At 71.0% G+C, this 14,079-nt stretch carries 13 protein-coding genes; 6 read left to right on the top strand and 7 right to left on the bottom strand.

The genetic code is table 11. From position 1 onward, the window contains the following. Nucleotides 1-18: 18 nt before the first annotated feature. The 4 genes from ACIBSW_RS28070 to ACIBSW_RS28055 are packed head-to-tail and all read right to left on the bottom strand — an operon-like array spanning nt 19 to nt 4,646. Entirely contained in the window at nt 19-639 is a 621-nt protein-coding gene (locus tag ACIBSW_RS28070) for an ATP/GTP-binding protein (protein ID WP_354724944.1), read from the bottom strand. After that, nucleotides 620-979: a DUF742 domain-containing protein gene (locus tag ACIBSW_RS28065; RefSeq protein ID WP_354724946.1), complete on the bottom strand. Its 360-nt coding sequence runs from the start codon at nt 977-979 to the stop codon at nt 620-622. The genes ACIBSW_RS28070 and ACIBSW_RS28065 overlap by 20 nt, the downstream gene beginning before the upstream one ends. Nucleotides 980-1,035: 56 nt before the next feature. After that, nucleotides 1,036-1,449 carry a roadblock/LC7 domain-containing protein gene (locus ACIBSW_RS28060; RefSeq protein ID WP_184997610.1) on the bottom strand — a complete coding sequence of 138 codons (414 nt, stop codon included), beginning with the start codon at nt 1,447-1,449 and terminating at the stop codon, nt 1,036-1,038. Next, nucleotides 1,446-4,646, bottom strand: a complete 3,201-nt coding sequence (locus tag ACIBSW_RS28055; RefSeq protein ID WP_404799473.1) for a nitrate- and nitrite sensing domain-containing protein — start codon at nt 4,644-4,646, stop codon at nt 1,446-1,448. Before ACIBSW_RS28055 ends, ACIBSW_RS28060 begins: the two co-directional genes overlap by 4 nt. Nucleotides 4,647-5,118: 472 nt before the next feature. Between ACIBSW_RS28055 and ACIBSW_RS28050 the strand changes: the two genes are divergently transcribed. After that, nucleotides 5,119-6,279 carry an ABC transporter substrate-binding protein gene (locus ACIBSW_RS28050; RefSeq protein ID WP_354724948.1) on the top strand — a complete coding sequence of 387 codons (1,161 nt, stop codon included), beginning with the start codon at nt 5,119-5,121 and terminating at the stop codon, nt 6,277-6,279. 62 nt (nt 6,280-6,341) lie between these two features. Here the strand turns inward: ACIBSW_RS28050 and ACIBSW_RS28045 are convergent, their stop codons facing one another. Together ACIBSW_RS28045 and ACIBSW_RS28040 are read right to left on the bottom strand one after the other, a co-directional pair. Further along, nucleotides 6,342-7,166, bottom strand: coding sequence for an ABC transporter permease (locus ACIBSW_RS28045; protein WP_354724950.1), 825 nt, complete (start codon nt 7,164-7,166; stop codon nt 6,342-6,344). Between the two features lie 70 nt (nt 7,167-7,236). Continuing rightward, a complete protein-coding gene (locus ACIBSW_RS28040; protein ID WP_404799472.1) occupies nt 7,237-8,271 on the bottom strand; it encodes an ABC transporter substrate-binding protein in 1,035 nt (344 codons plus the stop codon). A gap of 227 nt (nt 8,272-8,498) precedes the next feature. Between ACIBSW_RS28040 and ACIBSW_RS28035 the strand changes: the two genes are divergently transcribed. The 5 genes from ACIBSW_RS28035 (at nt 8,499) to ACIBSW_RS28015 (ending at nt 12,498) form a co-directional block, all read left to right on the top strand. Beyond that, a complete protein-coding gene (locus ACIBSW_RS28035) occupies nt 8,499-9,248 on the top strand; it encodes an ABC transporter ATP-binding protein (RefSeq protein ID WP_354724952.1) in 750 nt (249 codons plus the stop codon). 8 nt (nt 9,249-9,256) lie between these two features. Beyond that, the gene (locus ACIBSW_RS28030; protein ID WP_354724954.1) at nt 9,257-10,186 is read left to right on the top strand and encodes an LLM class F420-dependent oxidoreductase; all 930 of its coding nucleotides are present in this window, start codon (nt 9,257-9,259) and stop codon (nt 10,184-10,186) included. Between the two features lie 35 nt (nt 10,187-10,221). Continuing rightward, nucleotides 10,222-10,497: a cupin gene (locus tag ACIBSW_RS28025; protein ID WP_354725026.1), complete on the top strand. Its 276-nt coding sequence runs from the start codon at nt 10,222-10,224 to the stop codon at nt 10,495-10,497. Between the two features lie 74 nt (nt 10,498-10,571). Beyond that, a complete protein-coding gene (locus tag ACIBSW_RS28020) occupies nt 10,572-11,936 on the top strand; it encodes a hypothetical protein (protein ID WP_354724955.1) in 1,365 nt (454 codons plus the stop codon). A 121-nt stretch (nt 11,937-12,057) separates the two neighbouring features. Continuing rightward, entirely contained in the window at nt 12,058-12,498 is a 441-nt protein-coding gene (locus ACIBSW_RS28015; protein WP_354724957.1) for a ribonuclease domain-containing protein, read from the top strand. On the opposite strand, the gene thiC is transcribed toward ACIBSW_RS28015, so the two are convergent. Beyond that, nucleotides 12,486-14,078 carry a phosphomethylpyrimidine synthase ThiC gene (gene thiC, locus ACIBSW_RS28010; protein ID WP_354724959.1) on the bottom strand — a complete coding sequence of 531 codons (1,593 nt, stop codon included), beginning with the start codon at nt 14,076-14,078 and terminating at the stop codon, nt 12,486-12,488. The genes ACIBSW_RS28015 and thiC overlap by 13 nt on opposite strands. Between the last annotated feature and the right edge of the window lies 1 nt (nt 14,079).

Below are 14,079 nucleotides of genomic sequence, written 5' to 3'. Positions count from 1 at the left end.
CCGGGCCCGGGCAAAGGATCAGCCGACGGTCGCCGGGAATCCCCTGCCCTGCTCGGCCACGAGCGTCGCCATGGCGTGCTCGACCACCCCGACCAGCACCGTCTTCACCGAGTCCCGGTGCCGCGCGTCGCACATGATCAGCGGGACGTGCGGCGCGATGGCCAGGGCCTCGCGGACCTCCTCCGGTTCGTACCGGGGAGCGCCGTCGAAGCAGTTCAGCGCCACCAGGTACGGCAGGTGCCGGTTCTCGAAGTAGTCGAGCGGCGCGAAGGCGTCGGCGATGCGCCGGGTGTCCACCAGCACGGCCGCACCGACCGCACCCCTGATCAGCTCGTCCCACATGAACCAGAACCGGGTCTGGCCGGGCGTGCCGAAGAGGTACAGGATCAGGTCCTCGGCCATCGTGATGCGGCCGAAGTCCATGGCGACCGTTGTGGTCTCCTTGCCGGGCACCTTGGACGCATCATCGATGCCCTGACCAGCAGAGGTCATGACGGCCTCGGTGGTCAGCGGCTCGATCTCGGAGACCGCGCCGACGAGCGTCGTCTTGCCTACGCCGAAACCACCGGCTACGACGATCTTCGCGGAGGTGATCTCCTTGGGTTGCGCCCCCGCCCGCTCAGAGCTTGCGAAGTCCACTCAACACCCTTTCCAGCAGATCCATCCGCTCCGTGAAGCCTTGTTTGGGAGCGGCACTGTGCAGCGTCAACAACCCGTCGGCGACCATGTCGGCGACAAGAACTCGGGCAACACCCAGCGCGAGCCGGCTATAGGCCGCGATTTCGGCCAGCGACTGCGCACGCTCGCACAGCACGGCGATGCGGTATTTGTCATGCCCGGCGAACCGGGCCTCCTGAACGGCGGGCGGGCTGGCGACCAGGACCGCCTCGATGGGAATTTCGCGCCTCGGCTCCGTCCGGCCCCGGGTGACCGCATATGGACGGACCAGATTGCCCCGCGGATCATGCGGTTCTCCCATCGTGCGGTCACCTCCTTCCGGCGTTCAACGGCTTCTGGCGCGGATATCGCTCCAGGTCAGACCTGGTGCGCAACGGCCTCGCGGGGTGCGGGCACCAGGGCGGCACCGACCCGCTCGACCAGCAGAGCCATTTCGTAGCCGACCTGGCCCACGTCGCAGCTGCGCGCCGCGAGCACCGCCATCGACGACCCGTCGCTGATGGACATCAGGAAGAGGTACCCACTGTCCATTTCGATAATGGTCTGCTGCACCTCGCCGGCGTTGAACATGCGCGAGGCGCCGTCAGTGAGGCTGACGACGCCCGACGTGATCGCGGCGAGCTGATCGGCGCGGTCGGCCGGTAGGTCCCGGGACGAGGCCAGCAGCAGGCCGTCCGCCGAGACCGCGACGACGTGCGCGATGCCTGCCACGCTGTCGGCGAAGTTGCTGAGCAGCCAGCCCATGTCCTGCATGGTGGGGGGCCTGGTCACTTTCTGTTCTCCTTCGGAGCGGGGGCGTCCACGACAGCTGTTTCTTCACTGCCGGCCGTACGCCCGCGTTGCACACCTCGGTGGTACGCGGAAAGCAGGCCGCGCACCTCATCCGGGCTGCGACGGTTCTGGTTGCGCGGGCTGTCCTGCACGCCACCGGGGACGAGCTGGGCCTGTGGAACCCGCTTGGGTAGTCCGGAGCGGGTGGTGTCGTTGACGACGGGTTCCGCCGCCGCCATCGCCCGCTGCCATCCATCGTCGGCGGCGGTGCGCCAGGCTTCCTCGGCCGACCTGCGTGGCCGGGGCACCGTCTGCGCACCGTTGTCCGGGCCGGCGTCCGCCGACCGCGAACCATTGTGCCCTGCGTTCTGTGGCTTGGAGACCGGTGGTGCCGCGGGCGCCGGCGGCGCGATCGGGGCGGCCGCAGCGGCCGGGGCAGCCGGGGCTGCCGGAGCCGCGGCGGGTGCCGAGACCGGTGCCAGCCTCGCGGCTGGGGACTGCGCCTGGTTCGGCGGCGGCGCGTAGCCCGCGGTCGGCATGCTCCACTCACCGGAGACCGGCCCGTCGTGCTCCTTGAACCAGCTCTGCTGCATTTCGAGGAAGATCGGCGAGGTCTCGCCGGACTCGCCGGCCAGCGCGGGTACCGGGGGCGGCGGCGCCGGAGGCATGGAGGCGAGTGCGGCTCCCCAGCCGTTCGGGTTGGGGCTCGACGGGCGCCTCGGCGCCGGGATCTTGGCGCCGTCGGGGGTGACGAAGCCCGTCGCCGGCGCGACGCTGGTTGCCGGCCGGTCCGGCACGGTGGTGGTGCTCATCGCCGGGAAGGCCATCGTCGGCGAGCCGGCGCCGTACGCCGGCGCGGGATCCGCGGGCTGCGGCACGCGGACCGGCAGCGGCGGCCGCTCGCCGGGCTGCCCGTCGCCGCGCTTGGGCAGCACCGGGCGGTCCGGGGTCGGCAGGTCGTCGCCGCGAGCCGGCAGGTGGGAGGGCGGGACCGGGAGTTGCGGATGCTGCGGCGCGGTGATGGCGGGGAAGCCGCCGGAGCGCTGGCCCCACGGTTCTCCCGAGACGGCCGGCAGGGTCGCCGTCGCGGCGTTGCCCCGGCCGAGCGGCATCGGGTCGTTCCAGCTCGCCGGGGTGTCGAGCTGGCGGTTGCCGCGCGAGGAGTCGCCCGGCCGGCTGTTCGGCAGGATGACGATGTGGTTCGGGAGCACCACCTGGGCGACGGTGCCGCCCTCGATGTTGGCCCGCAGCTCGACCCGGATGCCGTACCGGCTGGCGAGGCGGCTGACGACGGCCAGGCCCATCAGGCGGAACGCGGCGACGTCGACGTCGGGCGTCTCGGCCAGCCGGCGGTTCAGCGAGTCCATCTGCTCCTCGGACATGCCGAGGCCGCGGTCCTCCACCTGGATCACGACGTAGTCGCGGATGCGCCGGCCGTCCGCGACCACCACCGTGTTCGGCGGCGAGAAGCGGGTGGCGTTGTCGAGCAGCTCGGCGACGAGACGCACGACATCGTTCACGGCGACGGCCATGATCGAGATGTCGGTGTCGACGGTGCCGAACTCGATGCGGTTGTAGAGCTCCACCTCGGACTGCGCGGCGCGCAGCGCGTCGACGACGAGGGCGTCCTCGCGCCGCGGCGCGCTGGAGTCGGCGCCGGCGAGAACCAGCAGGTTCTCGTCGTTGCGGCGCATCCGGGTGGCGAGGTGGTCGAGCTCGAAGAGCTGGGCGAGCCGCTTCGGGTCCTCCTCGCCGCGCTCGATCTGGTCCAGTTCGCCGATCATCCGGTCGACCAGGCTCTGCGAGCGGCGGGCCAGGTTGAGGAACATCGCCGAGACGCTGGTCCGCAGGGCGGCCTGCTCGGCCGCGATGCGCACGGCCTCGCGGTGCACGACGTTGAACGCCTGCGCCACCTGACCGACCTCGTCGCGGTTGTTGAGCCGGATCGGGTCGCGTACCTGCCGGACGATGTCCTCGGCGCCGCCGTCGCCCAGGTTGCGGGCGTCGCGCAGCCGGGCGACCGCGTCGGGCAGGTCGCGGTTGGCCACCGCCAGCGCGCCCTCGCGCAGGCGGCGCAGCGACTGGTTGAGCGAGCGGGCCAGCACCACGGCGAGCGCGACGGCGAGGATCAGGGTGAGCAGGACCAGGCTGGTCTCGATCGCGGCCTGGCGGGTGACCGAGGCGCTCTCGTCGGCGGCCTCGGCGAGGGTCTGCTGTTCGAGCCGCTGCTCGGCCCAGCGCATCAGGTCGACCACCGCGCCGAAGGACTGGGTGATCTCCAACGGATCGATCGGGGCGGAGCGGTTGAGCTGGGTGGCGATTCCGTCGGCCAGGTTGACGGCGTCGCCGGTGACCGTGTTGTCCACCAGCGACTGCTGCGCGGGGGTGGCGACCAGGGCGAAGCCCTCGAGGGCCTCCTGCTGGCTGGTCTGGGTGGCGGTGAAGACGGAGAGCTGCTCGGCGCTGAGGTCGCCGGAGGCGCGGGCCGCGTAGGCGACCGCCTCCTGCTCGGCGGTGCCGGCCTTGGCCCGGGCGAACGCGGACACGGCCCGCAGGCTGTCGGCGACGGTGCCCTCGCCCGCGTACTGGCTCAGCACCTCGCCGTAGCCGACCAGGTCGGTGATCACGACGCCGTAGCGCAGCACCGCCTCGGAGATCGCGATCTCGTCGCGGTCGGCGATCTTCGTCCGGGTCGCGTCCATCGTCTGCAGGTGGTCGTCGATCCGGACGAGCCGGTCCTGCACGGCGGCCGGCGGCTCGTCGAGCTCGCGACGGTCCGCTGTGTACTTCTGGATCTGGGCGTCGCTCTGCTCGATCGCGGCGTTGAAATCGTCCCGCTCGGCGCCGGGTACGGCGAGGTACTGCGCCGCCGCCATCCGCTCCTTGTGCAGGTATTGGGTGAGCCGGGATACGTCGGTGGAGAGCCGGGTGAGTTGCTCCACCTGGCGGGCGTCGAGCGCCCGGCCACCGACGTCGACGAGGCGCACGGTGGCGAGCGCGAGGACCGCCAGCAGCGGCACGAAGAGAATCAGTGCCAGTTTGGAACGGATCCTGGCGTCCCGCAGCCGGGGGATGCGGCCACGCCGTTCCCGGGTGCCGAACCCGCTCGACCGGCCGCCGCCCGCGCCGCTACCCGTAGGTAACTCGGCGGCGCCCGCGGGATAGGTCGAAGCCTGGGCCGAAGAACCGGTGCTCACGACATCTCCTCGCTGGTCATCCCCGCATCTCTGCGCCCGCCCGAGTGCTGTCTCCCGGGCCCAGCCGAATCAAGCGGCAGGGCTGGTGCCACACGCGGCACGGCCGCGATTTCATCAGAACCGGCAACCGTTTGGGAAGCCTGAGACGTTCCGGAAACAGCGTTCACAAGGCACTGGCAATCACCCATTCGGTTCAACAATCGACAATGCGTAGGCGTTGAAGTGCACGAATGTAATCGTGATAACTATCCGTGTTGGCGCAGTGACGCAGATGCATCAAGATTCCAACCACTATGTGGGAAAGCTATCCCGCTCACCATATTCGGCACAGCTTGACCAGGGACCTTCACGTTGGCAAGGTTTGGCGCGATTGGACGGACGGACTGTCCGTGTTCCCGCGGTCCACACCGGACAACGTTTCGTTCGCCGGGATGGTTCAAAACCGTGCTCCGCCCCTTAGGAGGCACCCGCAGTGAGGCTCCCCCGCCGTCTGACGGCGTCCGTGATCGCAGCGACGCTCGCCGTCACCGCACTCACGGGCTGCGACTCGGACACCGAATCCGGCGAAGCCACCGACATCGTGATCGGCGCCGACCTGGCCACGGGCACGACGGTCGACTTCGCATACACCCGCGCGCTACAGCTCAAGGTCGAGCAGGTGAACGCGTCCGGCGTCCTCGGCGAGCGCAACCTGGTCCTGCGCATCCTGGACAACCGGTCCGACCCGACCTTGTCGCTGCGCAACATCAGCACGTTCGCGCAGGACAAGTCGATCGCCGCCGTGATCACCGGCTCCTGCGACGCCTGCGTGGTCGGCGCCGCCAAGACGATCAACGACCAGAAGCTCCCGACGATCGCGCTGGCCGCGGCCGACGAGGTCACCAGCCCGATCGCGAGCCGGCGGTACGTGTTCAAGCTCGGCCCGAACTCGACCGACAGCTCAGCCGCGCTGGTCGCCGAGCTGATCCGCAAGAAGACCAAGACCGCCGCGCTGCTCTACTCCGACAACCTCTACGGCCGCGGCGGCAAGACCAAGATGGTCGCCGAGCTCAAGAAGGCCGGGATCAACGTGACGGCGGCCCTGCCGGTCAAGCCGACCGCGACCGACATCACCCAGACCGTCGGCACGCTGACCGACGCCGCACCGGACGCGCTCGTCGTCTGGGCCGGCAGCGACCAGGCCACCCTGGCCGCCACCAGCGCGAAGGCGGCCGCGTACGGCGGAGCGGTCTACTTCGACGCGGCCGCCGCCGGCGACCTCTTCCTGCCGCAGGCGGCCCGGGCCGCCACCGACAAGACGACGATGGTCTTCACCCAGATCCTGGCGATCGACGACGTGATCGCGACGACGCCGGCGAAGGCCACCCGCAAGCAGTGGTTCCGCGACTACACCTCCCGGTACGGCACCTACTCGGGTGTCGCGTCGTTCGCGGCGGACGCGGTCGACCTGATCGCCGACGCGGTCGCCAAGGTGGGCGGCGACCGCCAGCGCATCCGGGACGTGCTGGAGACCTCGCAGACCGACGGCCTCTCCGGCCCGATCCGCCTCACCCCGGACAACCACTCCGGACTGATGCCGCAGGCGCTGACCCTGCTGGTGGCCCGCAGCGGCCGCTGGCGGCTGCTCAGCTAACTCGAAACAGGCATGGAAAAGCCGGTCGGCGTTCGCGCCGGCCGGCTTTTTCGCGTACGCACTCAGCGGCTCGACGTAGTCGCCCGTACCCATGGGAGAAGTAGTCTTTCGACAAGCACCAGGATGTAGTAGAAGACGATGCTGATCACCGCTAACAGACTGATCGCGGCGAATGCCGTTGCGGTGTCACCCTGGCCACTGGTCTGCACGATGATCGTGCCGAGTCCGCTCTCGCCGTACTGCATCTCGCCGACGACCACGCCGATCACCGCGAGCGGCATCGCCACCTTGAGCCCGACGAAGATCTGCGGAAGGGCCGCGGGCAGCCGCACCCGGGCGAAGGTCTGCAGCCGGGAGGCGTCCATCGACCGGACCAGCTCGGCCAGGTCGGCCGGGGTGCTGGTCAGGCCGGTCGCGGTGGACAGCACGATCGGGAAGAAGCAGACCATGAAAGCCATCGCCAGGATCGGCGTGCGCCCGTAGCCGAACCAGATCAGCATGAGCGGCGCGAGCGCCACCTTCGGCACCGCGTTGAACGCGACGAGCAGCGGCGAGAACATCCGCTCGACCGGCCGCCACGCCGCGATGGCCGTGCCGATCAGCACGCCGACGAGCACGGACAGGCCGAAGCCCAGCAGCGTCGCGTACGCGGTGTGCCAGGTCTCGATGAGCAGGAACTCGCGGTACCGGTTGAAACCGTCGACCACGTCGGGCGGCGACGGCAGCACGACCGTGTTGATCGCGAAGAACTCGGTGCAGCCCCACCAGACGGCGAGCGCGATGGCCAGGCCGAGAAGCGGCCAGGCCACGGCCGAGAGGCCGCGGCGGCGCGCGGGTTCCGCCGAGGTCGCCGCGTCGGGTACGGGTGCCGTCGCCAGGTCGGTCATCTGTACAGCTCCAACTCCCCGGCGGCGCGGGGCCCGCCCGTCGTGCGACGGGTCCCGCGCCGCAGCCGGATCAGGCGTTCGGCACCAGCGAGAAGTCGATCACCTGCTCGGGCGTGAGCCCGGCCTCGATCTGACCGGAGCCCTGGAGGATGGCGATGCTGCGCGCGACCCGCTGGCTGTCCAGCGCGCCGACGGGCACGCCGGAGGCCTCCGAGCGCACGAACGGGCCCATCAGCGTCAGCTCGGCGGCGGCCGACTTCGGGTCGGCGGTCGGCACGTTCTTCTTCAGGACGGCGCCGGCCTCGTCCGGGCTGGTGATCGAGTCCTGCAGGCCCTTGAGCAGGGCCGCGGTGAACTTCTTCACCTTCTCCGGGTTCGCCTTGGCGTAGCTGGTCGAGGTGATCAGCGCGTTGCCGTAGAGGTCCTGCAGGTAGTCGCTGTACGGCAGGAGGACCGCGGTCTTGCCCCTGGCGATGTTCTCGATCGTGGGCTTGCCGACGACGAACTGGCCGATGCCGTCCACCTTGTGCTGCGCGAGCGTGCCGAACAGCGTCTGCGGCGTCCCGTTCACGAACGTGACCTTGTTGTGGTCAATGTTCGCCGCCTTCGCGTAGGTCGGGAACAGGCTGCGCACGACCGAGCCGGGCAGGTCGGCGACGGTCTTGCCCTCGAGGTCCTTCGGCGAGTTGATGCCGTAGCCGTCGAGGGACATGACCGCGGCCATGGTGCGCTGCTGGATCGCCGCCACCGCGGTGAAGCCGGTGACCTTGCCCTTGCCGCCCGCGGCGAACAGGCCGCCGGTGAGGTCGATCGGCGTGAACTGCGCCGTGCCCGCGACGATCTGCTTGATGTTCTCGCCGCTGCCGGCACCGGCCTTGATCTCGACGTCGAAGCCGGCGTCGCGGAAGTAGCCCTTCTCCTTCGCGACGTAGGCGTACGAGTCGCGGCCGAAGTTGCCGAACGAGGTCAGATAGGTGATCTTCTCCAGCGCCTGCGTACCGCTGTCCGCGCCGCCGTCTCCGTCGTCGCTGCAACCGGCTGCGGCGGCGAGGGTCGTGGCCAGCGCGGCGGCCACGAGCGTGCGAGTGAACGTTCTTCTGTGCACCGTATTCCTTCCCAACCGAGGGTGTTGAGCTGGCCGGCGTCGGGCGGAGGGTGCGCCGGCGCCGGGAGGTGTTTTGCGAAACTCGCGCGTTAGCGTAGGGGAAGCCACAACGATGATCGATGCCAGGTGGGTCCGGGACACCCTTGTGGACGGGCTGATCATCACTTAGCAACACCGAATGGCTACAGTGTCAGCGCATTGACTCGACCCTATGGGAGCGCGCGCAGATGATCCGTCTCACCGGCGTCTCCCGTACGTTCGCGGGCCGTCGCGGCACTGTCGAGGCGCTACGGGAGATCGACCTGGACGTTGGCGACGGCGAGTTCGTCGCCGTCCTCGGCCGCTCGGGCTGCGGGAAGTCCACCCTGCTCCGGTTGGTCGCGGGCCTGCTGCCGGCGACCGCCGGCGAGGTACGGGTCTCCGGCGACCTGGTGGACCGGCCGCGCCGCGACATCGCCATGATGTTCCAGCGCCCGGCCCTGCTTCCCTGGCGCTCGGTGCTCGACAACGTGCTGCTTCCGGTGCAGATCTTCGGCTGGCGCAAGGCGGCGCACCGGGCGCGCGCACACGAACTGCTGGCCATGACGGGCCTGTCCGGCTTCGAGAAGCGGCTGCCGCACGAGCTCTCCGGCGGCATGCAGCAGCGGGTGGCGCTGTGCCGTTCGCTGATCGCCAACCCGCGGTTGATGCTCATGGACGAGCCGTTCTCCGCGCTGGACGCGCTGACCCGCGAGGAGCTCTCCGGTGAGCTGCAGCGGGTGCACATGGAGCTGGGCACCACGATCGTCTTCGTCACCCATTCGATCGACGAGGCGGTGCTGCTCGCCGACCGGGTGGTCGTGCTCAGCCCGCGCCCCGGCCGGATCCGCGAGGTCCTCGACATCAAGATCCCCCGGCCCCGCACGCTCGGCCGGGGTGCACATCTCGAAGAGGTGGCCCGCTGCAGCGCGGAGCTACACGAACTGCTGATGGCATAGGACGGCACATGCGCGTTTGCCTGTTCACCGAGCCGCACCGCGGCGCGACCTATGAGGACCAGCTGCGGCTGGCCCGGCTCGCCGAGGACGCGGGCTTCGAGGGTTACCTGCGCGCCGACCACTACCAGTCGATGGGCGCCGACCTGGGGCTGCCCGGCCCGACCGACGCCTGGATCACGTGCGCCGGCCTGGCCCGGGAGACCTCCCGGATCCGGCTGGGCACGCTGGTCAACTCGGCGACGTTCCGGCTGCCCGGACCACTGGCGATCATGGTGGCCCAGGTGGACGCGATGAGCGGCGGCCGGATCGAGCTCGGGATGGGCGCCGGCTGGCTGGAGCGCGAACACACCTCGTATGGCATCCCGTTCCCGCCGCTGGCCGAGCGCTTCGACCGGCTGGAGGAGCAGCTCGCGATCATCACCGGGCTGTGGGCGACCGCGGAGGGCGAGCGGTTCTCCTTCGACGGCAAGCACCACCGGCTGCTCGACGCGCCCGCGCTGCCCAAGCCGGTGCAGCGCCCCGGGCCGCCGATCATCGTCGGCGGCCGCGGCCCGAAGCGCACGCCCGAGATCGCCGCCCGCTTCGCGGACGAGTTCAACATGCCGTTCAAGACCGTCGCGGAGACGGCGGCGGGCTTCTCCCGGGTACGCGCGGCGGCCGCCCGCCACGGGCGCGACCTGCGGCTGTCGGCGGGCGTGGTGGTCGCCGTCGGGCGTACCGAGTCCGAGGCACAGCGGCGGGCGGCGCCCCTGCACGTGCCGAGCGCCCTGCCGCCGGAGGATCCGGTGGTCGGATCGCCGGACGCGCTCGTGCAGCGGATCGGCGAGCTGGCCGCGATCGGCGCGACCCGGGTGCATCTGCGGATCATCGAGATGGACGACCTCGACCACGTGGAGCTGATCGCTTCCCGGGTCCTCCCCCAGGTAGGAGAGCTGTGAGCGATCAGGCGCTGAGCCCCGTCGGGCAGCAGATCATGCTCGAGAACGACAGGGTGCGGATCTGGCACATCGCGCTCGGGCCGGGCGAGACGCAGCCCCTGCACCACCACGGCCTGGCGTACGTGGTGGTCGCCGTCCAGGGCGCCCGGAACGTGATCCACACGGCCGCGGGCGAGCGCATCGACGTCGAGGAGGAGACCGGCGGCGTGGTGTTCCGGGAGCCCGGCCAGACACACATGCTGACCAACGCGGGTGACACTGCGTATATCGGCCGCATCGTTGAGTTGAAGGACGGCGGAGTCGCCGCCTAGCCGGAGGTTTGGCCAGCCTTAAGAAGCGCGCCGTGGACTGGCCGCGCTCCACAGCAGCCCGTAACGTGCCTGGCATGGCATTTCGGACCTGGGCCAAGCTGTTGGCGGCCACCCTTGGCGTCGCCGCGCTGGCCGGCGCGAGTCAGCTCGGCGTGGCGTACGGGCTCGGCATCGTGCGACTCACGCGTGTGCTGGACGTGACCACGCGTGATCAGTGGACGGCGCAGCTCGCGTGGATCGCCTGGTTCGCGATGGTGGCGGCCGCGGCCGGCGCGCTGGCCGGCGCGGTGCTGCTGCGGCGCTGGTACCCGGACCGGGTCCGGCTCGGCGTCGGCACCGAGCTGGCGCTCTCCTTCGCGGCCGCGCTCGGCGCCGGCGTGGTGGTGCCGCTGACCATGCAGCCGGCCCGCACGGCCCAGGTCGCGGGCGTCAACGAGGTCGTCGTGATCGCGATCTGCGCCGGGCTCGGCGCGCTGGTCGGCATCTTCGCGGCGTGGGCCGCGCTGGCGCAGGCGGTGGCGCGGTGGAGCATCGTCGTCACTTCAATCGCGGTCTGGGTCCTCGCGGTGATCTCGGTCGCGCCGTCGCTGTCGCCGAGCGACCCGCTGCCCGCCGTCCGGCTCGGGGTGTTCGACGCCGGCTTCCTGCCGTCCGCGGTGACGCAGCGGACCGCGCTGGCGACGATGCCCGCGCTGGCGTTTCTGATCGGCCTGGCGCTGGGCTGGGTCGCGCGCCGCCGGGAACTGCCCATCCTGACCATCGCGCTGGCCGGGCTGGCCGGGCCGGCGCTGCTGACGCTCGCGTACCTGATCGCGGGCCCGGGCGCGGGCGACGACCGCTACCAGGTGGTGCCCTACTGGGCCGCGATGACCGCCGCCGGCGCCGGGGTCCTCGGGTCGGTGCTCGCCGCGGTCGTGCGCCGCGGCCCCGGCCCGGACGACGACGACGCGGGCGCGCCGGGGCAGGACAAGCCGCCGCTGCCGAAGCGGACCGGCCGGTCCGACTCCGCGATCGCCGCCGCCGGCACGGGGGCGCCCGGTGCGCCCGCCCGCCCGGCGGAGACCTCCTCCGGCGTTAAGCCGGAGCCGAGCACCGAGGCGGCCGCCGAGCCGCAGGCCGGAGCAGCGGTACCGGCGCCGGTGGCCGCCCGCAAGCCGGCGACGCCCCGCCGCAAGGGGCGGCGCGCGAACGTCGCGGACGCCTTCACCGGCCGCCCGCCGGCCGGCGGAGGCGGGCCCGCCCGGGGCCGGAACGCCGAACCGCTGGTCCCGGAGCCGACGGCGATCAGCGCGCCGCTGCCGCAGCCGAGTCCGATCAGCGCGCCGCTGTCGGTCACCCCGGTGCCGCGGCAGCGCCACGCCGAACCGGGCCAGGACGGCAAGCCCCGGCACGGCCGGGACTCCGACTACGTGGACTGGGTCAGCGGCCTCGGCCAATAGCCGGCAACACATAGTCGAACACCAATGTAATGACGAGTCGGGGATGTACCGCGGGTCCGCCGGCGGACTGACCATGTAGTCACGGCCCAACGCCATGGGCCCTGACGCATCGGAGTCCGCCATGACCCCTGACGCACACCGACCCTCCCGTCTACGCCGCCTGGCGTCGGCGATCGCGATCACCTTCGCGCTCGCCACCGCCGGCCTCGTCGCCCCCGCCGTGGTGGCGCCGACACACACGCCGGCCGCCGAGGCCGCGGTCTACTCCACCTGCACGATGTCGCGCTGCTCGGCCGCGCGCACCGCGCGGACCGGGTGGAGCTCGCTGGGCTGGCCGACCAGCGCGGGCTGGTACAGCTGGCCGTACGGGCAGTACAACTACACCGGCGGCACGTTCCAGAACCGCGAACGGCAGCTGCCGCTCAACGCCACCTACAGCGAGTACGACGTCTATCCCCGGGCCCGGGGCGCCGCGCGGGACGCGTACCGGATCGTGGTGAACCGGTCCACCCGCGAGACCTGGTTCACCCCCGACCACTACGTCAACTTCTACAAGCTCTGAGGCGACGTGACCGGGAGGTACACGCGACCTCCCGCGTTCACGAACTCGTCGCTCTTGTCCTTCATCCCGCGTGCGGCGTACTCCTTCAGCTCCTGGGTGATCTTCATGGAGCAGAACTTGGGGCCGCACATCGAGCAGAAGTGCGCGGTCTTGGCGGGCGCGGCCGGCAGGGTCGCGTCGTGGTACGCCCGGGCGGTGTCCGGGTCGAGCGCCAGGTTGAACTGGTCCTCCCAGCGGAACTCGAACCGCGCCTTGCTCAGCGCGTTGTCCCAGTCCTGCGCGCCCGGGTGGCCCTTGGCCAGGTCGGCGGCGTGCGCGGCGATCTTGTAGGCGATCACCCCGGCCTTCACGTCGTCGCGGTCCGGCAGCCCGAGGTGCTCCTTCGGCGTGACGTAGCAGAGCATCGCGGTGCCGAACATGCCGATCATCGCGGCGCCGATCGCCGAGGTGATGTGGTCGTACGCGGGCGCGATGTCCGTCGTCAGCGGGCCGAGCGTGTAGAACGGGGCACCGGCGCACAGCTCCTGCTGCAGGTCCACATTCTCCTTGATCTTGTGCATGGGCACGTGGCCCGGCCCTTCGATCATGACCTGCACGCCGTGCTCCCAGGCGACGTGCGTCAGCTCACCGAGGGTCCGCAGCTCCGCGAACTGCGCCTCGTCGTTGGCGTCCGCGATCGAGCCCGGCCGCAGGCCGTCGCCGAGCGAGAACGTGACGTCGTAGCGGGCCAGGATCTCGCAGAGCTCGGCGAAGTTGGTGTAGAGGAAGTTCTCGGTGTGATGGGCGAGGCACCACGCCGCCATGATCGAGCCGCCGCGCGACACGATCCCGGTGACCCGGTCGACGGCCAGCGGCACGTACGGCAGCAGCACCCCGGCGTGCACGGTCATGTAGTCGACGCCCTGCTCGGCCTGCTCGATCACGGTCTCCCGGAAGATCTCCCAGCTGAGCTTGACCGGGTCGCCGTCGACCTTCTCCAGCGCCTGGTAGATCGGCACGGTCCCGATCGGCACCGCCGAGTTGCGCACGATCGACTCGCGCGTCTCGTGGATCCGCTTGCCGGTCGAGAGGTCCATCACGGTGTCGGCGCCCCACTTCGTCGCCCAGGTGAGCTTGTCGACCTCCTCGGCGATCGAGGAGGTGACCGCGGACGTGCCGATGTTCGCGTTGACCTTCACCAGGAACCGCGAGCCGATGATCATCGGCTCGATCTCCGGGTGGTTGACGTTGGCCGGCAGCACGGCCCGCCCGGCCGCGATCTCCTCGCGGACCACCTCGGGCTCGACGCCCTCGCGGATCGCGACGAACTCCATCTCGGCGGTGACCAGCCCGGCCCGCGCGTACGCGAGCTGGGTGGGCCGCTCCCCCGCCAGCGGCGTGCCGGCGCCGGCGACCGGCGCGACGTCGCCGCGTTCGGCGATCCAGGGGCCGCGCAGCGGCGGCAGCCCGACGGCGGGATCGCTGCCCGGCCCGGACGTGTCGTACAGCCGCACCGGCGGGTTGTCGCCCGACAGCTCGACCTCCGCGAACGGCACCCGCAGGTCCGGCCGGGATCCCTCGACGTACACCTTGCGCCTCATA

The sequence above is a fragment of the Actinoplanes sp. NPDC049668 genome (assembly GCF_044465445.1).
In the GTDB taxonomy this organism is placed as follows: Bacteria; Actinomycetota; Actinomycetes; order Mycobacteriales; family Micromonosporaceae; genus Actinoplanes.
The sequence above is the reverse complement of the archived record's forward strand: the minus strand, read 5'-3'. Positions and strand labels throughout refer to the sequence as shown.

Coding starts and splice junctions, on each gene's coding strand:
- ACIBSW_RS28020 (WP_354724955.1), top strand. CDS start 10,572: ATGGCATTTCGGACCTGGGCCAAGCTGTTGGCGGCCACCCTTGGCGTC.
- ACIBSW_RS28065 (WP_354724946.1), bottom strand. CDS start 979: ATGGGAGAACCGCATGATCCGCGGGGCAATCTGGTCCGTCCATATGCG.
- ACIBSW_RS28035 (WP_354724952.1), top strand. CDS start 8,499: ATGATCCGTCTCACCGGCGTCTCCCGTACGTTCGCGGGCCGTCGCGGC.
- ACIBSW_RS28015 (WP_354724957.1), top strand. CDS start 12,058: ATGACCCCTGACGCACACCGACCCTCCCGTCTACGCCGCCTGGCGTCG.
- ACIBSW_RS28045 (WP_354724950.1), bottom strand. CDS start 7,166: ATGACCGACCTGGCGACGGCACCCGTACCCGACGCGGCGACCTCGGCG.
- ACIBSW_RS28025 (WP_354725026.1), top strand. CDS start 10,222: ATGCTCGAGAACGACAGGGTGCGGATCTGGCACATCGCGCTCGGGCCG.
- thiC (WP_354724959.1), bottom strand. CDS start 14,078: ATGAGGCGCAAGGTGTACGTCGAGGGATCCCGGCCGGACCTGCGGGTG.
- ACIBSW_RS28030 (WP_354724954.1), top strand. CDS start 9,257: ATGCGCGTTTGCCTGTTCACCGAGCCGCACCGCGGCGCGACCTATGAG.